This window comes from Bradyrhizobium sp. CCGUVB1N3 (genome assembly GCF_024199925.1).
Taxonomy (GTDB): domain Bacteria; phylum Pseudomonadota; class Alphaproteobacteria; order Rhizobiales; family Xanthobacteraceae; genus Bradyrhizobium.
Genome location: NZ_JANADR010000001.1, coordinates 5,591,949 through 5,607,909, shown reverse-complemented (window position 1 = coordinate 5,607,909; position 15,961 = coordinate 5,591,949). Strand labels below are relative to the sequence as shown.

The 15,961-nt window shown below is 62.3% G+C and carries 11 protein-coding genes and 1 pseudogene; 7 read left to right on the top strand and 5 right to left on the bottom strand.

The window, feature by feature from the left end; all coding sequences use genetic code 11:
* Positions 1-2,313 precede the first annotated feature (2,313 nt).
* The 5 genes and pseudogenes from NLM33_RS49725 to NLM33_RS26710 form a co-directional block, all read left to right on the top strand.
* A pseudogene (locus NLM33_RS49725) lies at positions 2,314-3,468 on the top strand (autotransporter outer membrane beta-barrel domain-containing protein); the annotation flags it as partial.
* 544 nt (positions 3,469-4,012) lie between these two features.
* The gene (locus NLM33_RS26725; protein ID WP_254100354.1) at positions 4,013-5,083 is read left to right on the top strand and encodes a hypothetical protein; all 1,071 of its coding nucleotides are present in this window, start codon (positions 4,013-4,015) and stop codon (positions 5,081-5,083) included.
* A 36-nt stretch (positions 5,084-5,119) separates the two neighbouring features.
* Positions 5,120-6,487 (top strand): autotransporter outer membrane beta-barrel domain-containing protein, encoded by a 1,368-nt coding sequence (locus NLM33_RS26720; protein ID WP_254105890.1) that lies wholly within the window; start codon positions 5,120-5,122, stop codon positions 6,485-6,487.
* Between the two features lie 346 nt (positions 6,488-6,833).
* On the top strand, positions 6,834-9,296 hold the full coding sequence (locus NLM33_RS26715) for an autotransporter domain-containing protein (RefSeq protein WP_254100352.1): 2,463 nt from the start codon (positions 6,834-6,836) through the stop codon (positions 9,294-9,296).
* A 260-nt stretch (positions 9,297-9,556) separates the two neighbouring features.
* The gene (locus NLM33_RS26710; RefSeq protein ID WP_254100350.1) at positions 9,557-9,865 is read left to right on the top strand and encodes a hypothetical protein; all 309 of its coding nucleotides are present in this window, start codon (positions 9,557-9,559) and stop codon (positions 9,863-9,865) included.
* 36 nt (positions 9,866-9,901) lie between these two features.
* Here NLM33_RS26710 and NLM33_RS26705 read toward each other — a convergent pair.
* A protein-coding gene (locus NLM33_RS26705) for an IS3 family transposase (protein WP_254095161.1) occupies positions 9,902-11,031 on the bottom strand; the annotation gives its coding sequence in 2 pieces (ribosomal slippage) (positions 9,902-10,779 and positions 10,779-11,031; 1,131 coding nt in all).
* Here NLM33_RS26705 and NLM33_RS49720 point away from each other — a divergent pair.
* Positions 10,991-11,743, top strand: a complete 753-nt coding sequence (locus NLM33_RS49720; RefSeq protein WP_371929991.1) for an outer membrane protein — start codon at positions 10,991-10,993, stop codon at positions 11,741-11,743. The genes NLM33_RS26705 and NLM33_RS49720 overlap by 41 nt on opposite strands.
* 157 nt (positions 11,744-11,900) lie before the next feature.
* On the top strand, positions 11,901-12,071 hold the full coding sequence (locus tag NLM33_RS26700; protein WP_254100348.1) for a hypothetical protein: 171 nt from the start codon (positions 11,901-11,903) through the stop codon (positions 12,069-12,071).
* Positions 12,072-12,276: 205 nt separating this feature from the next.
* Here NLM33_RS26700 and NLM33_RS26695 read toward each other — a convergent pair whose 3' ends face one another.
* From NLM33_RS26695 to NLM33_RS26680, 4 genes are all read right to left on the bottom strand, one after another.
* Positions 12,277-13,266, bottom strand: a complete 990-nt coding sequence (locus tag NLM33_RS26695) for a helix-turn-helix domain-containing protein (RefSeq protein WP_254100346.1) — start codon at positions 13,264-13,266, stop codon at positions 12,277-12,279.
* Positions 13,267-13,720: 454 nt separating this feature from the next.
* Positions 13,721-14,089, bottom strand: a complete 369-nt coding sequence (locus tag NLM33_RS26690) for a hypothetical protein (protein WP_254100344.1) — start codon at positions 14,087-14,089, stop codon at positions 13,721-13,723.
* Between the two features lie 207 nt (positions 14,090-14,296).
* Positions 14,297-14,674, bottom strand: coding sequence for a hypothetical protein (locus tag NLM33_RS26685; protein ID WP_254100342.1), 378 nt, complete (start codon positions 14,672-14,674; stop codon positions 14,297-14,299).
* A 13-nt stretch (positions 14,675-14,687) separates the two neighbouring features.
* Complete coding sequence (locus tag NLM33_RS26680) at positions 14,688-15,788, bottom strand: LuxR C-terminal-related transcriptional regulator (protein ID WP_254100341.1); 1,101 nt, start codon at positions 15,786-15,788, stop codon at positions 14,688-14,690.
* Positions 15,789-15,961 lie beyond the last annotated feature (173 nt).

Here is a 15,961-nt window from a genome sequence, read left to right as displayed (position 1 = left end):
GTCAACAACAACCTGATTGCCGGCACCGTCGACATCTCCGGCACCGGCACCGTCGACAATAACGCGACCATCACCGGCGTGGTCAACAATGCGGCGACGTTCCACAACAACGCCGGCGGCACGGTATCCGGCTTGCTGACCAATACCGCGGGCACGACGACCAACGCCGGTCAGCTCAATGGCGGCGCGACAGTGACCGGCGGCTCGGTCGTCAACAACAATCTGATTGTGGGAACGGTGGCGATTTCCGGCACCGGCAGCGTCGACAATAACGGGGCCATCACCGGCGTGGTCAACAATGCGGCGACGTTCAACAACAACAACGCCGGCGGCATGGTATCCGGCCTGCTGACCAACACCGCGGGGACGACGACCAACAGCGGCCAGCTCAACGGCGGCGCCACCGTGACCGGCGGCACGCTGACGACATCAGGCACCATCACAGGCGGCCTCACCAACAGCGCGACCGTCAATGCCAATGGCGGCGCCATCAACGGCCCGATCGCGAATAATGCCGGCGGCATATTCAATGTCGGCGGCACTGTCACGAGCGATTCGACCTTCGCCAATGCCAACGGCGCGACATTGGCGATTGGCACTGCCGGCAACTACACGCTCCAGGGGTTACTGACCAACAGCGGCGTCATCACCGTTGCCAATGGCGGGCAATTGACCGCTGTCGTCGGCGGCATCACCAACAACGCAGGCGGATCGATCACGGTCGCCGCCGGTGGCAGCGTGACCGACGATCTCAACAATGCGGGCAGCGTGAGCAACGGCGGCACTTATGCCGCCAACGTCGCCACCAACACCGGCAGCATCACCAACAATTCCATTTGGACCGGCAATGTCGTTTCCAACGCCGGGACCATCACCAACAATCTGACCTGGACCGGCACTGTCAACAACGCCGGCACGTTCAACAACGGCGCCGGCGCAACAGTGTCGGGCCTGTTGACCAACAGCGCGGGCACGACGACCAACGCCGGCCAGCTCAACGGCGGCGCGACAGCGACGGGCGGCTCAATCGTCAACAACAACCTGATTGCCGGAACGGTGGCGATTTCCGGCACCGGCACCGTCGACAACAACGCGACCATCACCGGCGTGGTCAACAATGCGGCAACGTTCAACAACAACGCTGGCGGCACGGTATCCGGCCTGCTGACCAACACCGCGGGCACGACGACTAACGCTGGCCAGCTCAACGGCGGCGCCACGGTGACCGGCGGCACGCTGACGACGTCAGGCACCATCACAGGCGGCCTCACCAACAGTGCGACCGTCAACGCCAATGGCGGTGCCATCAATGGCGCGATCGCCAACAATGCCGGCGGCACGTTCAATGTCGGTAGCACCGTGACCAGCGATTCGACCTTCGCCAATGCCAACGGCGCGACATTGGCGATTGGCACTGCCGGCAACTACACGCTCCAGGGGTTACTGACCAACAGCGGCGTCATCACCGTTGCCAATGGCGGGCAATTGACCGCTGTCGTCGGCGGCATCACCAACAGCGCTGGCGGCACGATCACGGTCGCCGCCGGTGGCAGCGTGACCGACGATCTCAACAATGCGGGCAGCGTGAGCAACGGCGGCACTTATGCCGCCAACGTTGCCACCAACACCGGCAGCATCACCAACAATTCCATTTGGATCGGCAATGTCGTTTCCAACGCCGGGACCATCACCAACAATCTGACCTGGACCGGCACTGTCAACAACGCCGGCACGTTCAACAACAGCGCCGGCGCAACGGTATCGGGTCTCCTGACCAACAGTGGCACGACCAACAATGCGGGAACGCTGAGCGGAGGCCTCACCAATACCGCCGGGGTCACCAACAACACCGGTACGATCAATGGCCAGGTCACGATCACGGGTGGCGCGCTGACCGGCAACGGCACCGTGGCAAACCTCTCGGTCGCCAGCGGTGGCACCTTTGCGCCCGGCACCGGCGTGGCAGGCACCTCGACCACGGTGACCGGGAGCTTGGCCCTCGCTTCCGGCGCGATCTATCTGGTGCAGATCAATCCTTCGACCGCCTCGTTCGCCAGCGTGTCAGGCACGGCGACGCTCGGCAATGCCACGCTGAATGCGGTTTATGCCAGCGGCAGTTATGTTGCGAAGCAGTACACCATCCTGACCGCCGCGGGCGGCGTCAGCGGCACGTTCAATTCGGTCGCGAATACCAACCTGCCGACGAACTTCCACGCAACGCTGAGCTACGATTCGACCCACGCCTATCTCAACCTGCTGCTGAACTTCGCCATCCCGACCGGCCTCAACGGCAATGCGCAGAACGTCGGCAACGCGCTCACCAACTACTTCAACAGCACCGGCGGCATTCCGATGGTGTACAGCGCGCTGTCCGCAGGGGGTCTGACGCAAGCGTCCGGGCAATCCGCCACGGGCTCACAGCAGGCCACCTTCAACGCGATGACCCAGTTCATGGGCGTGATGACCGATCCCTTCATGAGCGAACGTGGCGATCCGGTTTCGTCCTCGAACGGAGCATCGCAATTCACTGACGACAGCGCGACAGTTTCAGTGAAGACCGGCGCCGAGCGCGAGGCTTACGCCGCGATCTATCAAAAGGCACCGGCGCCAGCCTTCGCGCAGCGCTGGAGCGTTTGGGCGGCAGGTTATGGCGGCGCGCAGACCACCGATGGCAGCGTCACCGCCGGATCAAACACGGCCACCAGCCGCATCTACGGCACCGCCGTCGGTGCCGACTATCGCATCTCGCCCTATACGCTGGCCGGTTTCGCGCTGGCCGGCGGCGGCACTAATTTTGTCGTCAATGGATTGGGCAGCGGACGTTCCGACCTGTTCCAGGCCGGCGCCTATTTGCGCCACACCGTCGGCGCCGCCTACATCACCGCGGCGTTGGCCTATGGCTGGCAGTCCGTCACCACCGACCGTACCGTGACCGTGGCCGGCATCGATCGCCTGCATGCGGCGTTCAACGCCAATGCCTTCTCGGGCCGCCTCGAAGGCGGCACTCGCTTTGTCGCGCCATGGATGGGCGGCATCGGCCTCACGCCCTATGCCGCCGCACAGTTCACGACCTTCGGTCTGCCCGCCTATGCGGAAGGCGTTCTCTCCGGCGCCAATACCTTCGCGCTCGCCTATGGCGCGAGGGATGTCACCGACAGCCGCAGCGAGCTCGGTTTGCGCGGCGACAAGTCATTTGCGATCGGCGATGCGATCCTGACACTGCGCGGTCGGGCCGCGTGGGCGCATGATTTCAATCCCGACCGCGCCGTCTCCGCGACCTTCCAGGCATTGCCCGGCGCAAGCTTCGTCGTGAACGGCGCGGCGCAAGCGTCCGACTCGGCGCTGACCACGGCGTCCGCCGAACTGAAGTGGACCAACGGCTGGTCAGCCGCTGCGACCTTCGAAGGCGAGTTCTCCAACGTCACCCGAAGCTACGCCGGAAAAGGAATAGTGCGATATGCATGGTAGCGGGTGCTCGAATTGCATCGCCGACCTGCGCATGAATAGCCCATGGGGCGCATAACGAGATTATACTGCAATCTCAGGTGGTTCGATTCCCGATCTGACGCCACATGAAGCGCTAAGGAACGCGGTGAGTAACCGCTAGCGATTCTCACAAGGGTAGGAATCTGGGTAGCGACGAAAATTGAACTGGCGTCCTACCCATCTGATTTGTCCGTGGTTCGATTCCCACCTTTCACAATTCACGCGATCCATTGCAGCCGCGCTCGCGCGTTTCAGACTGCATGAGACGATAAACACATATTAGCTGGCCCGTTTGTGTGTGCGCCTTGCGACTGGCCCTACCACGTGCCGGACAAGGGCTGCTCGTCGGGTGGTGGCGTAGCTGCCACAGGCGCATGGGAAACCGGCGCGAGTGCCGTTTAGGCCAATGGCCAGTGCCGGAACGACCAAGACGGCCATGCTTTGCCCGGTCAATTTGCCTGCGAGGGCTGCTTTGGCCGCAAGACTTTGGGAATCACTGATGAAATCGAAGAGCGGCACGGCGCGGGTGAAGGCGGCCGATTCAACACTTTTCTCCGCCAAAATGGAGGCCGGTCAGTCCCTGACGCGTGCCATGCCGCTTGTGTTGTCGATGGCCGCCTTGGTCGCGATGCCGTCAGGGCCGGCGGTCGCGGCTTGCGTGCAGTCCGGCAGCACGGTGACCTGCAGCGGCGCGACCAACACTGGTTTCGGCACCGGTGTCGAAAACAATCTGGCGCTGACGGTGCAGCCGGGGGCCTCGATCACGGTCGGCACGGCTCAGACGGCGATCAATCTCGGTGCCGGCAACACCGCGGTCAACAATGGCGCCATTGATGTCGGCGACAGCAGTGTCGGCATGCGGGGAATCGACAGTAACGTCTTTACCAATGCCGGCACGATGACGCTCGGCGACAGCGCCATCGGCCTGTACACAGTCGGCATCAACAACGCTCTCTCCAATACCGGGACCATCAGTTCGGCGGCGCAGCATGTCCGTGGGATTGTTGCGCACGGCAGCGGCGGCACGGTGACCAATTCCGGCACGATCACCCTGACCGGCACGGGATCTTATGGCATCGCCGCCGACGTGACAGGCAGCACCATCTCGAATTCCGGCACCATTACGGTCGGCGGCGGCACAGGTGCGAGCGGTGGCGTCGGCGTCTACCTGGACGCTAGCAACAACTTTACCAACACCGGCACGATCACGGCAGTCGGCGCCTTGGGCGGGGGTGTCCTCATCTGGGGTGACGGCAACACCATGACCAACGCCGGCACCATCAGCGCGTCCCAGGCGATCAGTATCGTCGGCAACAATACTACAATCATCAATAATGGCATGATCAAGGGCGGCGCCTCGCTGGGCTCCTACCTCGCCACAACCGGCACCACGATCACCAACAACGGTACGTTGGACGGGCGGATGTTCCTCGCTGGTACCGGCAACAGCCTGACCAATGCCGGGTTGATCACAATCACCGATCCGGGGACGGCGCTTTCGGCGTACAATCTGAGCTTCGGCGGCATGTTCACCCAGACGGCGCAGGGCACGCTGGCTCTGCGCGTCGACAATACCGGCAATTATGACGGTCTGTAGGTAGACCAAGCCAACCTCAACGGCACTTTGCGCACGGTGCTGCAGCCCGGGCTGTACGGGACGACGACGACCTACAAGGACGTCCTGGTGAGCGGCGCCTCCATCAATGGTCAGTTCGCGAGCGTCACCTCGTCGTCGGCTTTCTTCAACGCGGCCGCGACCTATAACGCCGCTTCGGTCGACGTGACCCTGACGCGCCAAAGCTTCGGCGCGGTCGCGGGCGAGACCGCCAACCAGCGCGCGGTCGGCAACGCGCTCGAAGCCGGTTATTCGACCGCACTGACCGGTAGCGCTGCGACGTTCTTTACGCAGCTATTGCAGGCAGGCTCGGTGCGCGTGCTCGACCAGCTCTCGGGCGAGGGCACCAGCGGAACGCAGAACACCGCGTTCAACGCGGGTGCGCTGTTCGGCCAGACCATGGACGGCCAGATGGATGCGTGGCGCGCGGGTCACCGTGGCGAGGTGCCGGGCGCGGGTGCGCTCGGCTACGCCTCGGAACGCCCCGTCACCTCGGCCTTCAACGCGCTCAAGGCGCCGCCGCTGGTGCAGCCGCAATCGAATGCCTGGGCCGCAGGCTTCGGCGCCGGGCAGTCGCTGAGCGGCAACGCGACCACCGGCAGCGCGAGCTTCAACGATCGCATCGCGGGCGGATCGGCCGGCGTCGATCATCTCTTTGGTCCCGACCTGCTCGTCGGCCTCGCCGTCGGCGGCTCCAGCGCGAGCTTCAATGTCGACGATCGCGCCACCTCGGGCCGGGTCGACGGCGCGCATGTCGGCGCCTATGCGATGCAGAAGTTCGGCGCGACTTACGTTTCGGCGCAGCTCGCCTACAGCCATTTCAACAACTCCACCACGCGCTCCATCACCGGCATCGGCGCTGACGAGATCGCCAAGGGATCGTTCGGCAGCGACCAGTTTGGCGGGCGCCTCGAGATCGGTCGCAGCTATGACTTCGGCACCGTCGCGGTGACGCCGTTCGCGGCGCTCCAGGCCGCGCGGCTGTGGCAGGCGGGCTATACCGAGACCAGCGTCGCCGGAGCCGGACCCGGCGTGCTGGGCTTGAGCTACGCGTCGCACAACGTCTCCTCGCTGCCGGTCTTCCTCGGCACCAAGTTCGACGGCCGGTTCAATGTCGGCAACGGCATGATGTGGATGCCGTTCGCCAACCTCGCCTGGGTGCACGAATTCTCGCCGACCCGCGACGTCACAGCGACGTTGATCACGATGCCGGTTCCCGCATTCACCGTCGAAGGCGCGCGCGCCGCGTCCGACGCCGGCCGGGTCGAGGTCGGCTCGCGCCTCGCCCTGAACAGTTGGTCGGAGCTGTCCGCGCGCTTCACCGGCGAATTCTCGAAAGTCAGCCAGAGCTACGCCGGCACGGGATCGCTGAAGGTGAGCTGGTAGGAGGATTGGCCTTAAGCGGCCTCAGCCCGGCTGCTCACGCCAAACGCATTTCGCCGCTTCGCGAAAGTCCGAGGGGCGGCTGCCGAAATGCCGGCGGAAGGCGCGGTGCTGCTCGTCGGGTGGTGGCGTAGCTGCCACAGGCGCATGGGAAACCGGCGCGGGTGCCGTTTAGGCCGTTCGCCGGTGCCGGAACGACCAAGACGGCCGTGCTTGGCCCGGTCAATTTGCACGCGAGGGCTGCTTTGGCCGCAAGACGGGCAAAGACAAGATTTGGGAATCAATGATGAAAACGAGACGTGACGTTAGGCGGATGAAGGCGATGCACCTGCCCCAATCGGCTCTTCGCATGCGACCGCTGACACTCACCGCCTCGTTCCCGCTCTCATTGCTTGCGGCGGTCATGATCCCCTCCGGCCAGGCCGCTGCCGCCTGCGTGCAGTCGGGCAGCACCGTGACCTGCAGCGGGGCAACCAACACCGGCTTCGGCACCGGTGTCGAAAACAATCTGGCGCTGACGGTGCAGTCGGGCGCCTCGATCACGGTCGGCGCAGGCCAGAATGCCGTCAGTCTCGGCGACGGCAACACCGCGGTCAACAATGGCGCCATCTCGGTCGGCGACAATAGCTATGCCATGTTTGGGGGGAGCAGCAACGTCTTCACCAACGCGGGCACGATTTCGATCGGCTCCCATTCCAGGGGCGTGATCGTGCTGGGCAACAACACGGTGTCCAACAGCGGCTCGATCAGCGGGACGGCGGCGTCTGGCAACGGTATTTCTATTCTCAACACCGGCAGCACGGTTATAAATTCCGGTACCATCACCCTGACCGGCGCGAACTCGTACGGCATCTGGGGCAACGGCAACGGCAACACCATCCAGAATTCCGGCAGCATCACCGTCGGCGGCAGCGCCGGTACCGGCGGTGCGGGCGTGATCCTGGACTACAGCAGTACGCTCGGCAACACCGGCACGATCACGGCGGCTGGTTTTCAAGGCACCGGCGTCGTCATGTTTGGCGACGGCAGCACCGTGACCAACGCCGGCACCATCAGCGCGACCGGCGCCGTCGGCATGGCGGTCACTATCGTAAGCATAAACGATACAATCACCAACAATGGCACGATCAAAGGCGGCGTCGACGGCGCCTCGCTGTTCTCCTACGGCACGGGCGGCACCACGATCACCAACAACGGTACGTTGGACGGCAGGATTTATGTTCTTGGCGTCAGCAATAGCCTGACCAATGCCGGGTTGATCACGATCACCGATCCGGGAACGGCGCTTGCGGCGAATAATCTGAACTTCGGGGGCACCTTTACTCAGACGGCGCAGGGCACGCTCGCGCTGCGCGTCGACGCGGCTGGGCTCCACGACGGCATGTGGGTGAACGGTCAGGCCAACCTTGACGGCACCTTGCGCGTCGCGCTGCAGCCGGGGCTCTATCAGTCGTCGACCACCTACACGAATGTCCTCGCGAGTGGCTTGTTGATCCCCGCGGGCAGCACGTCCGTCGTCGGTCAGTTCGCCACCGTCACCTCGTCGTCGGCCTTCTTCAACGCGACCGCGACCTATAACGCCGCTTCCGTCGACGTGACCCTGACGCGCCAAAGCTTCGGTGCAGTTGCAGGCGAGACCCAGAACCAGCGCGCGGTCGGCAACGCGCTCGAAGCCGGTTATTCGACCGCGCTGACCGGTAGCGCTGCGACGTTCTTTACGCAGTTATTGCAGGCAGGCTCCGTGCGCGTGCTCGACCAGCTCTCGGGCGAGGGCACCAGCGGCACGCAAAACACCGCCTTTGCCGCAGGCTCCCTGTTTGGCCAGACCATGGACGGCCAGATGGACGCGTGGCGCACGGGGCACCGCGGCGCCGCGGGCGCGGGTGCGCTTGGCTACGCCTCGGAACGCCCCGTCACCTCGGCGTTCAACGCGCTGAAGGCACCGCCGCTGGTGCAGCCGCAATGGAATGCCTGGGCCGCAGGCTTCGGCGCTGGGCAGTCGCTGAACGGCAACGCGACCACCGGCAGCGCGAGCTTCAACGATCGCATCGCGGGCGGATCGGCCGGCGTCGATCATCTCTTTGGTCCCGACCTGCTCGTCGGCCTCGCCGTCGGCGGCTCCAGCGCGAGCTTCAATGTCGACGATCGCGCCACCTCGGGCCGGGTCGACGGCGCGCATGTCGGCGCCTATGCGATGCAGAAGTTCGGCGCGACTTACGTTTCGGCGCAGCTCGCCTACAGCCATTTCAACAACTCCACCACGCGCACCATCACCGGCATCGGCGCTGACGAGATCGCCAAGGGATCGTTCGGCAGCGACCAGCTCGGCGGGCGGCTCGAGGTCGGCCGCAGCTACGACTTCGCTGCCGTCTCAGTGACGCCGTTCGCCGCCGTGCAGGCCGCGCGTCTCTGGCAGGCCGGTTACACCGAGACCAGCGTCGCGGGCACAGGACCCGGCGTGCTGGGCTTGAGCTACGCTGCGCACAACGTCTCCTCGCTGCCGGTCTTCGTCGGCACCAAGTTCGACGGCCGGTTCAACGTCGGCAACGGCATGATGTGGATGCCGTTCGCCAACGTTGCCTGGGTGCACGAGTTCTCGCCGACCCGCGACGTCACGGCGACGATGATCGCGTTGCCGGTTCCCGCGTTCACCGTCGAAGGCGCGCGCGCGGCCTCCGACGCCGCACGGGTCGAGTTGGGCTCGCGCCTCGCCCTGAACAGCTGGTCGGAGCTGTCCGCGCGTTTCACCGGCGAATTCTCAAGGCTCGGTCAGAGCTATGCCGGCACGGGATCGCTGAAGGTGAGCTGGTGAGGAAGAACCCGTCAAGGCATCGCCAGACAATGCCGCCCGGCAATGGTGGCGCAAGGGCCACGACCAGCCGAGAAACCGCTGCTGTGCGGTATGAGCCGATGCCCCGTTCCGGCCGGACCGAGACAGTTGCGTCTTGTCAGGCCAGTTTGCAAGCGACGGCTGCTTCGATCGCGAGACTTCCGGCGAGATATGGGAATGGCCTGTTAGACAGAGGTCAACGGGCTTGGGTCTTCTCTTTAAACTTAGCTGAAGGATTTGGTATGAAGAAACTGTTGCTCACCTTGGGTGCAATTGCTGCGCTGAGCGCACCGGCAACCGCCGCCGATCTCCCGACGCGGACCTACACCAGGGCACCGGCGATTATTGATCCAGCTTACAACTGGACAGGATTTTATTTGGGAGCGGGATTGGGCTGGCAACGGGACCAGACCGATTGGGAAACGACCGAAATCGGAAATAGAGCTGGCCCCGGTTGTTTGGACAGCGCCCCGCGAAAATTAAGTGGATTCCTGCCGGGTTATGCTGAAGGCGGGGCTTTACGATTTTGCTGTGGCGTCGGGAGGGCGTAAGCCCGACCAGAGCCGCAGCAAAATCGTTGGCGACGATCATGCGGCCGTCACCATCGTTTGCGCGCCGAAGTAAGCCTCGTCGGGCGTGCGTTCGTCAAGGCTCGAGTGAGGACGTCCTCGGTTGTAGAACGCCAGATATTTGGAAATCGATGCTCGCGCCTCGAGCACGCTGTCGTAAGCACGCAGATAGACTTCCTCGTATTTGACAGTGCGCCACAGCCGCTCGACGAACACGTTGTCGCGCCAGGCACCCTTGCCGTCCATGCTGATGGCGATGTTCGCGTCCAGCAGCACGCCGGTGAAGTCGAGGCTGGTGAACTGGCTACCCTGATCCGTGTTGAAGATCTCGGGCCTGCCGTGCTTCGCCAACGCCTCCTGGAGCGCTTCGACGCAGAATATCGTCTCCATCGTGATCGATACGCGATGGACCAACACCCGTCGGCTGAACACATCGACGACCGCCGCGAGGTAGACGAATCCACGTCGCATCGGAATGTAGCTGATGTCCATTGCCCAGACCTGGTTCGGCCGCTCGATCTTCAATCCGCGCAATAGGTACGGGTAGATCTTGTGGCCCGGTGCGGGCTTGCTCGTGTTCGGACGGCGATAGATCGCCTCGATCCCCATGCGCTTCATCAGCGTCGCGACGTGGCGGCGGCCAATCTGCATGCCCTCACGCTGCAACAGCGATCGCAGCATGCGCGCCCCTGCGAAGGGATAATCGAGGTGCAGCTCATCGAGCCGGCGCATCAAGACAAGGTCCTCGGCCGAAACCGGCCGAGGTTCATAGTAAACCGTACTGCGGGCAAGGTTCAGGACCTTCGCCTGGCGCACGACAGACAGATCATGGTCGCGGTCGATCATCGCTTTGCGCTCAGCAGGCCCGCCTTGGTGAGCGCGCCGGACAAAAAATCGTTCTCCAACGCAAGCTCGCCGATCTTGGCATGTAACGCCTTCAAATCGACCGGCGCCTCGGCCGGTCCGTTGTCCTGCCCAAACACTCCGGCGGCGCCTTCCAGGAGTTGGGTCTTCCAGGTCGTGATCTGGTTCGGATGGACATCAAACAATTGCGCCAGCTCGGCCAACGTCTTCTCCCCCTTCACGGCCGCCAAAGCCACCTTTGCCTTGAATGCCGGAGAATGCGTCCGGCGACTCCTCTTCGTCATCTTCGCTCCTGATTCGCGGCAAGAAGCCTCGCCGCTCTCAGGCAGAAAATCCACTCAAGCTACTGTCCGAATTTGCGGAGCCAGCTCTAATCCTGCTCGCACGCCCGCGGCGGCTCATCGTTTGGGGCTAGGGGGGCCGACGGCAACCCTCGATTCAAACACGTTACGTTTCGCAAGCTACGGCGGCTATAACGTCCAACTTTCGAGCGTGGTTGTCGGTGTCGAAGGCGATCTAGGAACGGGTTTCAATTCCAAAAGATCGCTGAATTATATTCCCGGCACCGTATATGGTCCTCTCGGCAGCAGTACTCCGTTGGGAGATATGACCACGGTGGAACAACGCTGGAACGGAAGCATACGTGGGCGAGTAGGCTTCTTGGCGACCCCCACTATCTTGATTTACGGCACTGGCGGTTTCGCCTTTCAGGAAGAGAAAAATACCTTGGTTTGCCCCCCTCCCAATTCCCGCTGGTGCTGGGCAAACCGGACGGAGAGTAGCTCAAAGATATTTCAGGGATGGACCGTTGGTGGCGGCGTGGAAGGAGTGGTGACAGGCAATTGGCTCGCCCGCGCGGAGTATCGCTATTCGGATTTGGGAACTTTCAAAAGCTCTTACTTTCTGAATACGAACACCGACGAAGTTTTCGCGACCACGAGACTGCGGACATCCGCTGTCACGATTGGGCTTGCCTATAAGTTTGGTGGCCGATAGTTGCTCGGTACTGATTTGATGCCTATCAAGCTCCGGCATCATCTGGGTTTTTCTTCATGGTCACGTTTTTTCCGTAACCCGTCGCCATCGCCCAGATGCTTTTCCGCCGCAGCAGGTTTCCGAACAGTCACGCGGCGTCTGGCGCAGCCGCAATGGAATGCGAGGGTCGTTCGAAATTCAACACTGCCTCAGTGATGCCGCGCGGCTCGATCTCGGCTCACGCCTCGCGCTCAATCGCACGTGGGAAGTGTCGGCGCGCGCGTCGGGCGGATTCTCCAACCTCGGCCAGAGCTATTCCGGCATGGGGGCGCCGAAGGCGAGCTGGTGAGGACGGCGGCGAAAGACTCGGTCGGTCCAGCCCCCGATCGAGTCTTGCTGTCGTGCCGCCAGCTCGCCGCGCCGATAGCGGCCGGAACATCGCTTGCTACCATCAGGCCGCATGCGCTGTTGTGAAATGGATACCGTTCAACGACGCTGGCCTTGACCTGTTGGCCGAGAGCTTCCGTGCAACGAAGTGCCGGTCCGTCCTATGATCATGTCATGTCAGTTGGTCGCACACCGGCGCGAATGTCTGACGGGGTGGCACCGTACCGTTGGCGAAAGCACCGGTTAAAATAGGACAAGTCGCTGAATCCAGCATCGAAGGCAATCGAACTGATGGTGCGTTCGTCGTATTGCGCGTCGCTCAGCATGCGGTGCGCGTGCGCGAGGCGTTGGGCCACCACGAATTCAATGACCGTTGTGCCGGTGCCTTCGAACAACCGTCGGATATATCGCGGCGAAATGCGATGACGCGCGGCGAGGCCCTCGATCGAAAAACTTTGCGTAGCGGCATTCGTTGCGATGTCGGATTGGATGGCTCGCAGCCGCGCGGCCCGGACGCCGCGCCCTCCAGCTATTTCCGCGGCATCACGCGTCGGGCCGATTGCCAGCGCTACGAGATCGTAAACCTGCTTCACCACGAGCCGGCTCAGCTCCGGAGAAGATAACGCCATATCCGCCTGCAGCGATTCGAGATAGCCGACCAGAAGACGGAGGGCCTCGACGTTCGCGGGAATCGCCGACCCCAGCGCCGCATCCAGGTTGGAGATCAGTGGCGCCAGTCTCGCGACCGGAATTGCCAGGCTAAGAAAACTCGAGGTCATGGGGATGATGCTCGAGCTTGGATCGGCGCTTGAAAAAAGCGTCGCGTCACCACGCTGAAGTGTCGCTTCGCGGCTATGCGCCGATATCATTGTGGCGCCATGAGTTGGAATGGCGAGAACGAGATCATCATTGCCGTCGGCCACCAACCCGCGCGTGCGCGTCAGGCGGTTCGGTGTGCTCTTGAGCGCCGCGATCGCAAGGCCGGGCAGCATGCGCAAGGCTGCCGAACAGCGAAAAGGTTCGTCGCCCAACGGCTCCATGTCCATTTTCATGATTGTCCGTCCACTCACCTCGCGCCAGTGCGCCAACCGATCGTGCTGGGATAAATCGTCGGTGGAGAAGCGGATGGGCGCAAAATCGATCGAAGGCGAGGTCACTAAGACGTCCTTTTCGTGGGGGCTTGCCTGTGTCGCCCGAATGCAACAGGCGGTTCAAACTACCGATCTATTCCGTTTTGACCGAGTCAATTATCATCCAGAGCCGTTGCGAAACCTATCATTGGCAAATCCGCGAAATGCCACCTAAGAATGCCGAATTGATCAGCCGCTAGCGTGCGACGTTCTCGCCAGCAGTGTCCAAGCGGTGTGAGCATCATGCTTCGCGGACGAAGTTACGACGATGCTTGGTCGGGATATCGTTCCGAGGAACGATGGGTTTCGCGAGAGCTCAACCCATCCTGCGCGCCGCCCTCGTCCGTGTTCGAACCCGAAAAGGGCGACTTGCGACCAAGCATGGCGGTAAAGCCTTTGGCGGCAGGCCAGGAATTGCAGGGACAAGAACAGAATGGACACGTCTATCGGCGGCGATCTTGCGCAAGCACGGCCAGGGACCTCATTTCGGTCGGGTGCGTGGGGTTTGCTCTGCCTCTTGCTCGCATGCGCCTGGTCTTCGCAACTTTCGGCCAATCCGGCGATCGCCAACAATCCGCCCTGCAACAGCGCGAAGATCAAGTTCAAGCCAACAACCAGAGACGAGGCGCGCTCGCTCGCTTTCGTGCGATCGTTGCCGGGCGCCGGCCGCATCGAAAAAAACAACGATGGTACTTATAGTGCCGAGTTCGCTGGCGCCAACGAGATCAACGCCTTGATCGCCGACCTCAATCAACACCATGCCGCTGAGGTCATCGATCTGTTTCAGTTCTTTCAATGCCACTATCGGCTCTTTTGAGCACGATCCGGAAACGGCATGCTGCGAGAGCATCTTTGACGTCTCGAACCGAGCGCTCCTCGCCGGAGCTTAACGAGCCGTCGCAGATCTCTCCAAAGACAATGGGTTGAAATTATATAGATATTTCAATGGTATAAGAGAATGGCGCACCAATTTACGAAAGAGTGCGAATTAGCGACCTTCTGGCGTCCTTTCCGCGCAGAATATCGACACGAATGACCCCAAGCGGTCTATTGAGCCTCACTCTTGGCCAGACGAATTGGTGCGGCTGACTTGCGGCGGCGGATAAGTCGAAGCAAACAAGCAATCATTTGGCCACGGCTGATCGGTCATCCCTGGCTCAATATCCGGATCGTATTTCCATAGACCGCTCGCGTGCGGCGTCGACAACGCGTTAGACGGCTCCGGATTCGTGTTCGAGTGAGCCACGGCCTTGGTTTCGGCGTTGTCGTCAGGCTCGGCGCATTGCTCGCACGTCTTTGTATAACCGGTGGCGCAACTCGCCACCCGCTTGGGCTCACCGTTTTTCAGAACGCCAAGCCGATACTCGTCCCACCGTCTTTCTGCCGGCATGGCCACCGGCAAGATAGCGTGCTTGCCGTTGTTCCTCGTCTGCACCAGACGTTCGAACTCAGATGGGCGGCTTGAGCGCCGACACAATCTTCGCGAGTTCACCCTGGCGCGTGACCTGCAGTTTGCCGTAGATGCGCCGGATGTGCGTGCGCACTGTCGACACGGAGATCTTGCGCGCTTCCGCAATCTCACCCGGCGAGCAGCCAGTACCGAGCATCGCCGCGACGGCGGCCTCGCTTGGGGTCAATCCAAACGCCTCAAGCGCCTCAAGCGGGATTTCCGGACGCGCGCCTTCCGGATCAGAAATCGTGATCAGCACGAGATCCAGACCGCGCAGGATACGCGGAAGCGGCTGATCCGAGCGTGCTCGTATCGGGATAGCTCTGAGAAGAAGGGGCTTCTTGAGGCTAGGACGCTGCAGTCCGATGGGCCGCGCATCCGCTGGACTGGCGCCAGGCGTGAGCGTCGCCTTGATCAGGCGCGGAAGCTTCGCCTGATCGCGGGGCATGGAGGCCAGCAATTGGCCGCGATCGACGCGCAGACCATCTCCCTTCAACGCCTCAGCGCTTCGATTCATGAAGACGACCCTGCCATCCGGATCAGTCACAATGACGCCGCTCGGCAAATGAGCGAGGACATCTGCAAGCAGATCGCGCGATACCGAGGGCCGGACCAGACCGCGATAGACTTGCAGCGCTCGCACTGCGTGCGAGGACAAAACATTCGCTGCATGTCGCTCTTCTGCCGAGGCGGCTCCGGCTGAGATCGATCGTTGGCTCGCCAGGAAGAAAGTGCTGCCGGGGACAATTTGCAAGCTCGTTAGTGAGAGATGCGATCCAAAGCCGTAGCCTTGCAAGAATTCCTGGTGGAATTGAGATCGTCTCACTTGCTCTTCGGAGAAGATCTCCTCGTCGCTCCAAATCCGATCGCTCATGGCGGGACTCATCCCGACTTGAGTGCGCGGGCAGATCGCGTGCCAACCAAGCCCGTATTGCGATACAGCATTTGTCAGCGCCGCGCTGGCATAAGCCATGTCGAGGTCAGGGCTGTCCGGCGAGAACAATGCAGCACCAACACCGCCTGTGACCCTAGCGTAGGCATCGAAGGCCGACGGCCACATCTCCGGATTGAGCGCAGCGTTATAGAACCGGTCGATCACCGCGGAAATCGCAGCCCCATCATTCGCTAGCCTGTTTTCTCTCGGCATGCCTCGCCTTTCGCGCGAGCGGGGTCGCATAGACCAACCCGCTCAGTCTTCTGCGACGCTAGGTCGATCAGCTACCCGGCGTCATCATCAATTTTGAGTAGGCCCTTTGGAGTTGTCTGCTTTTC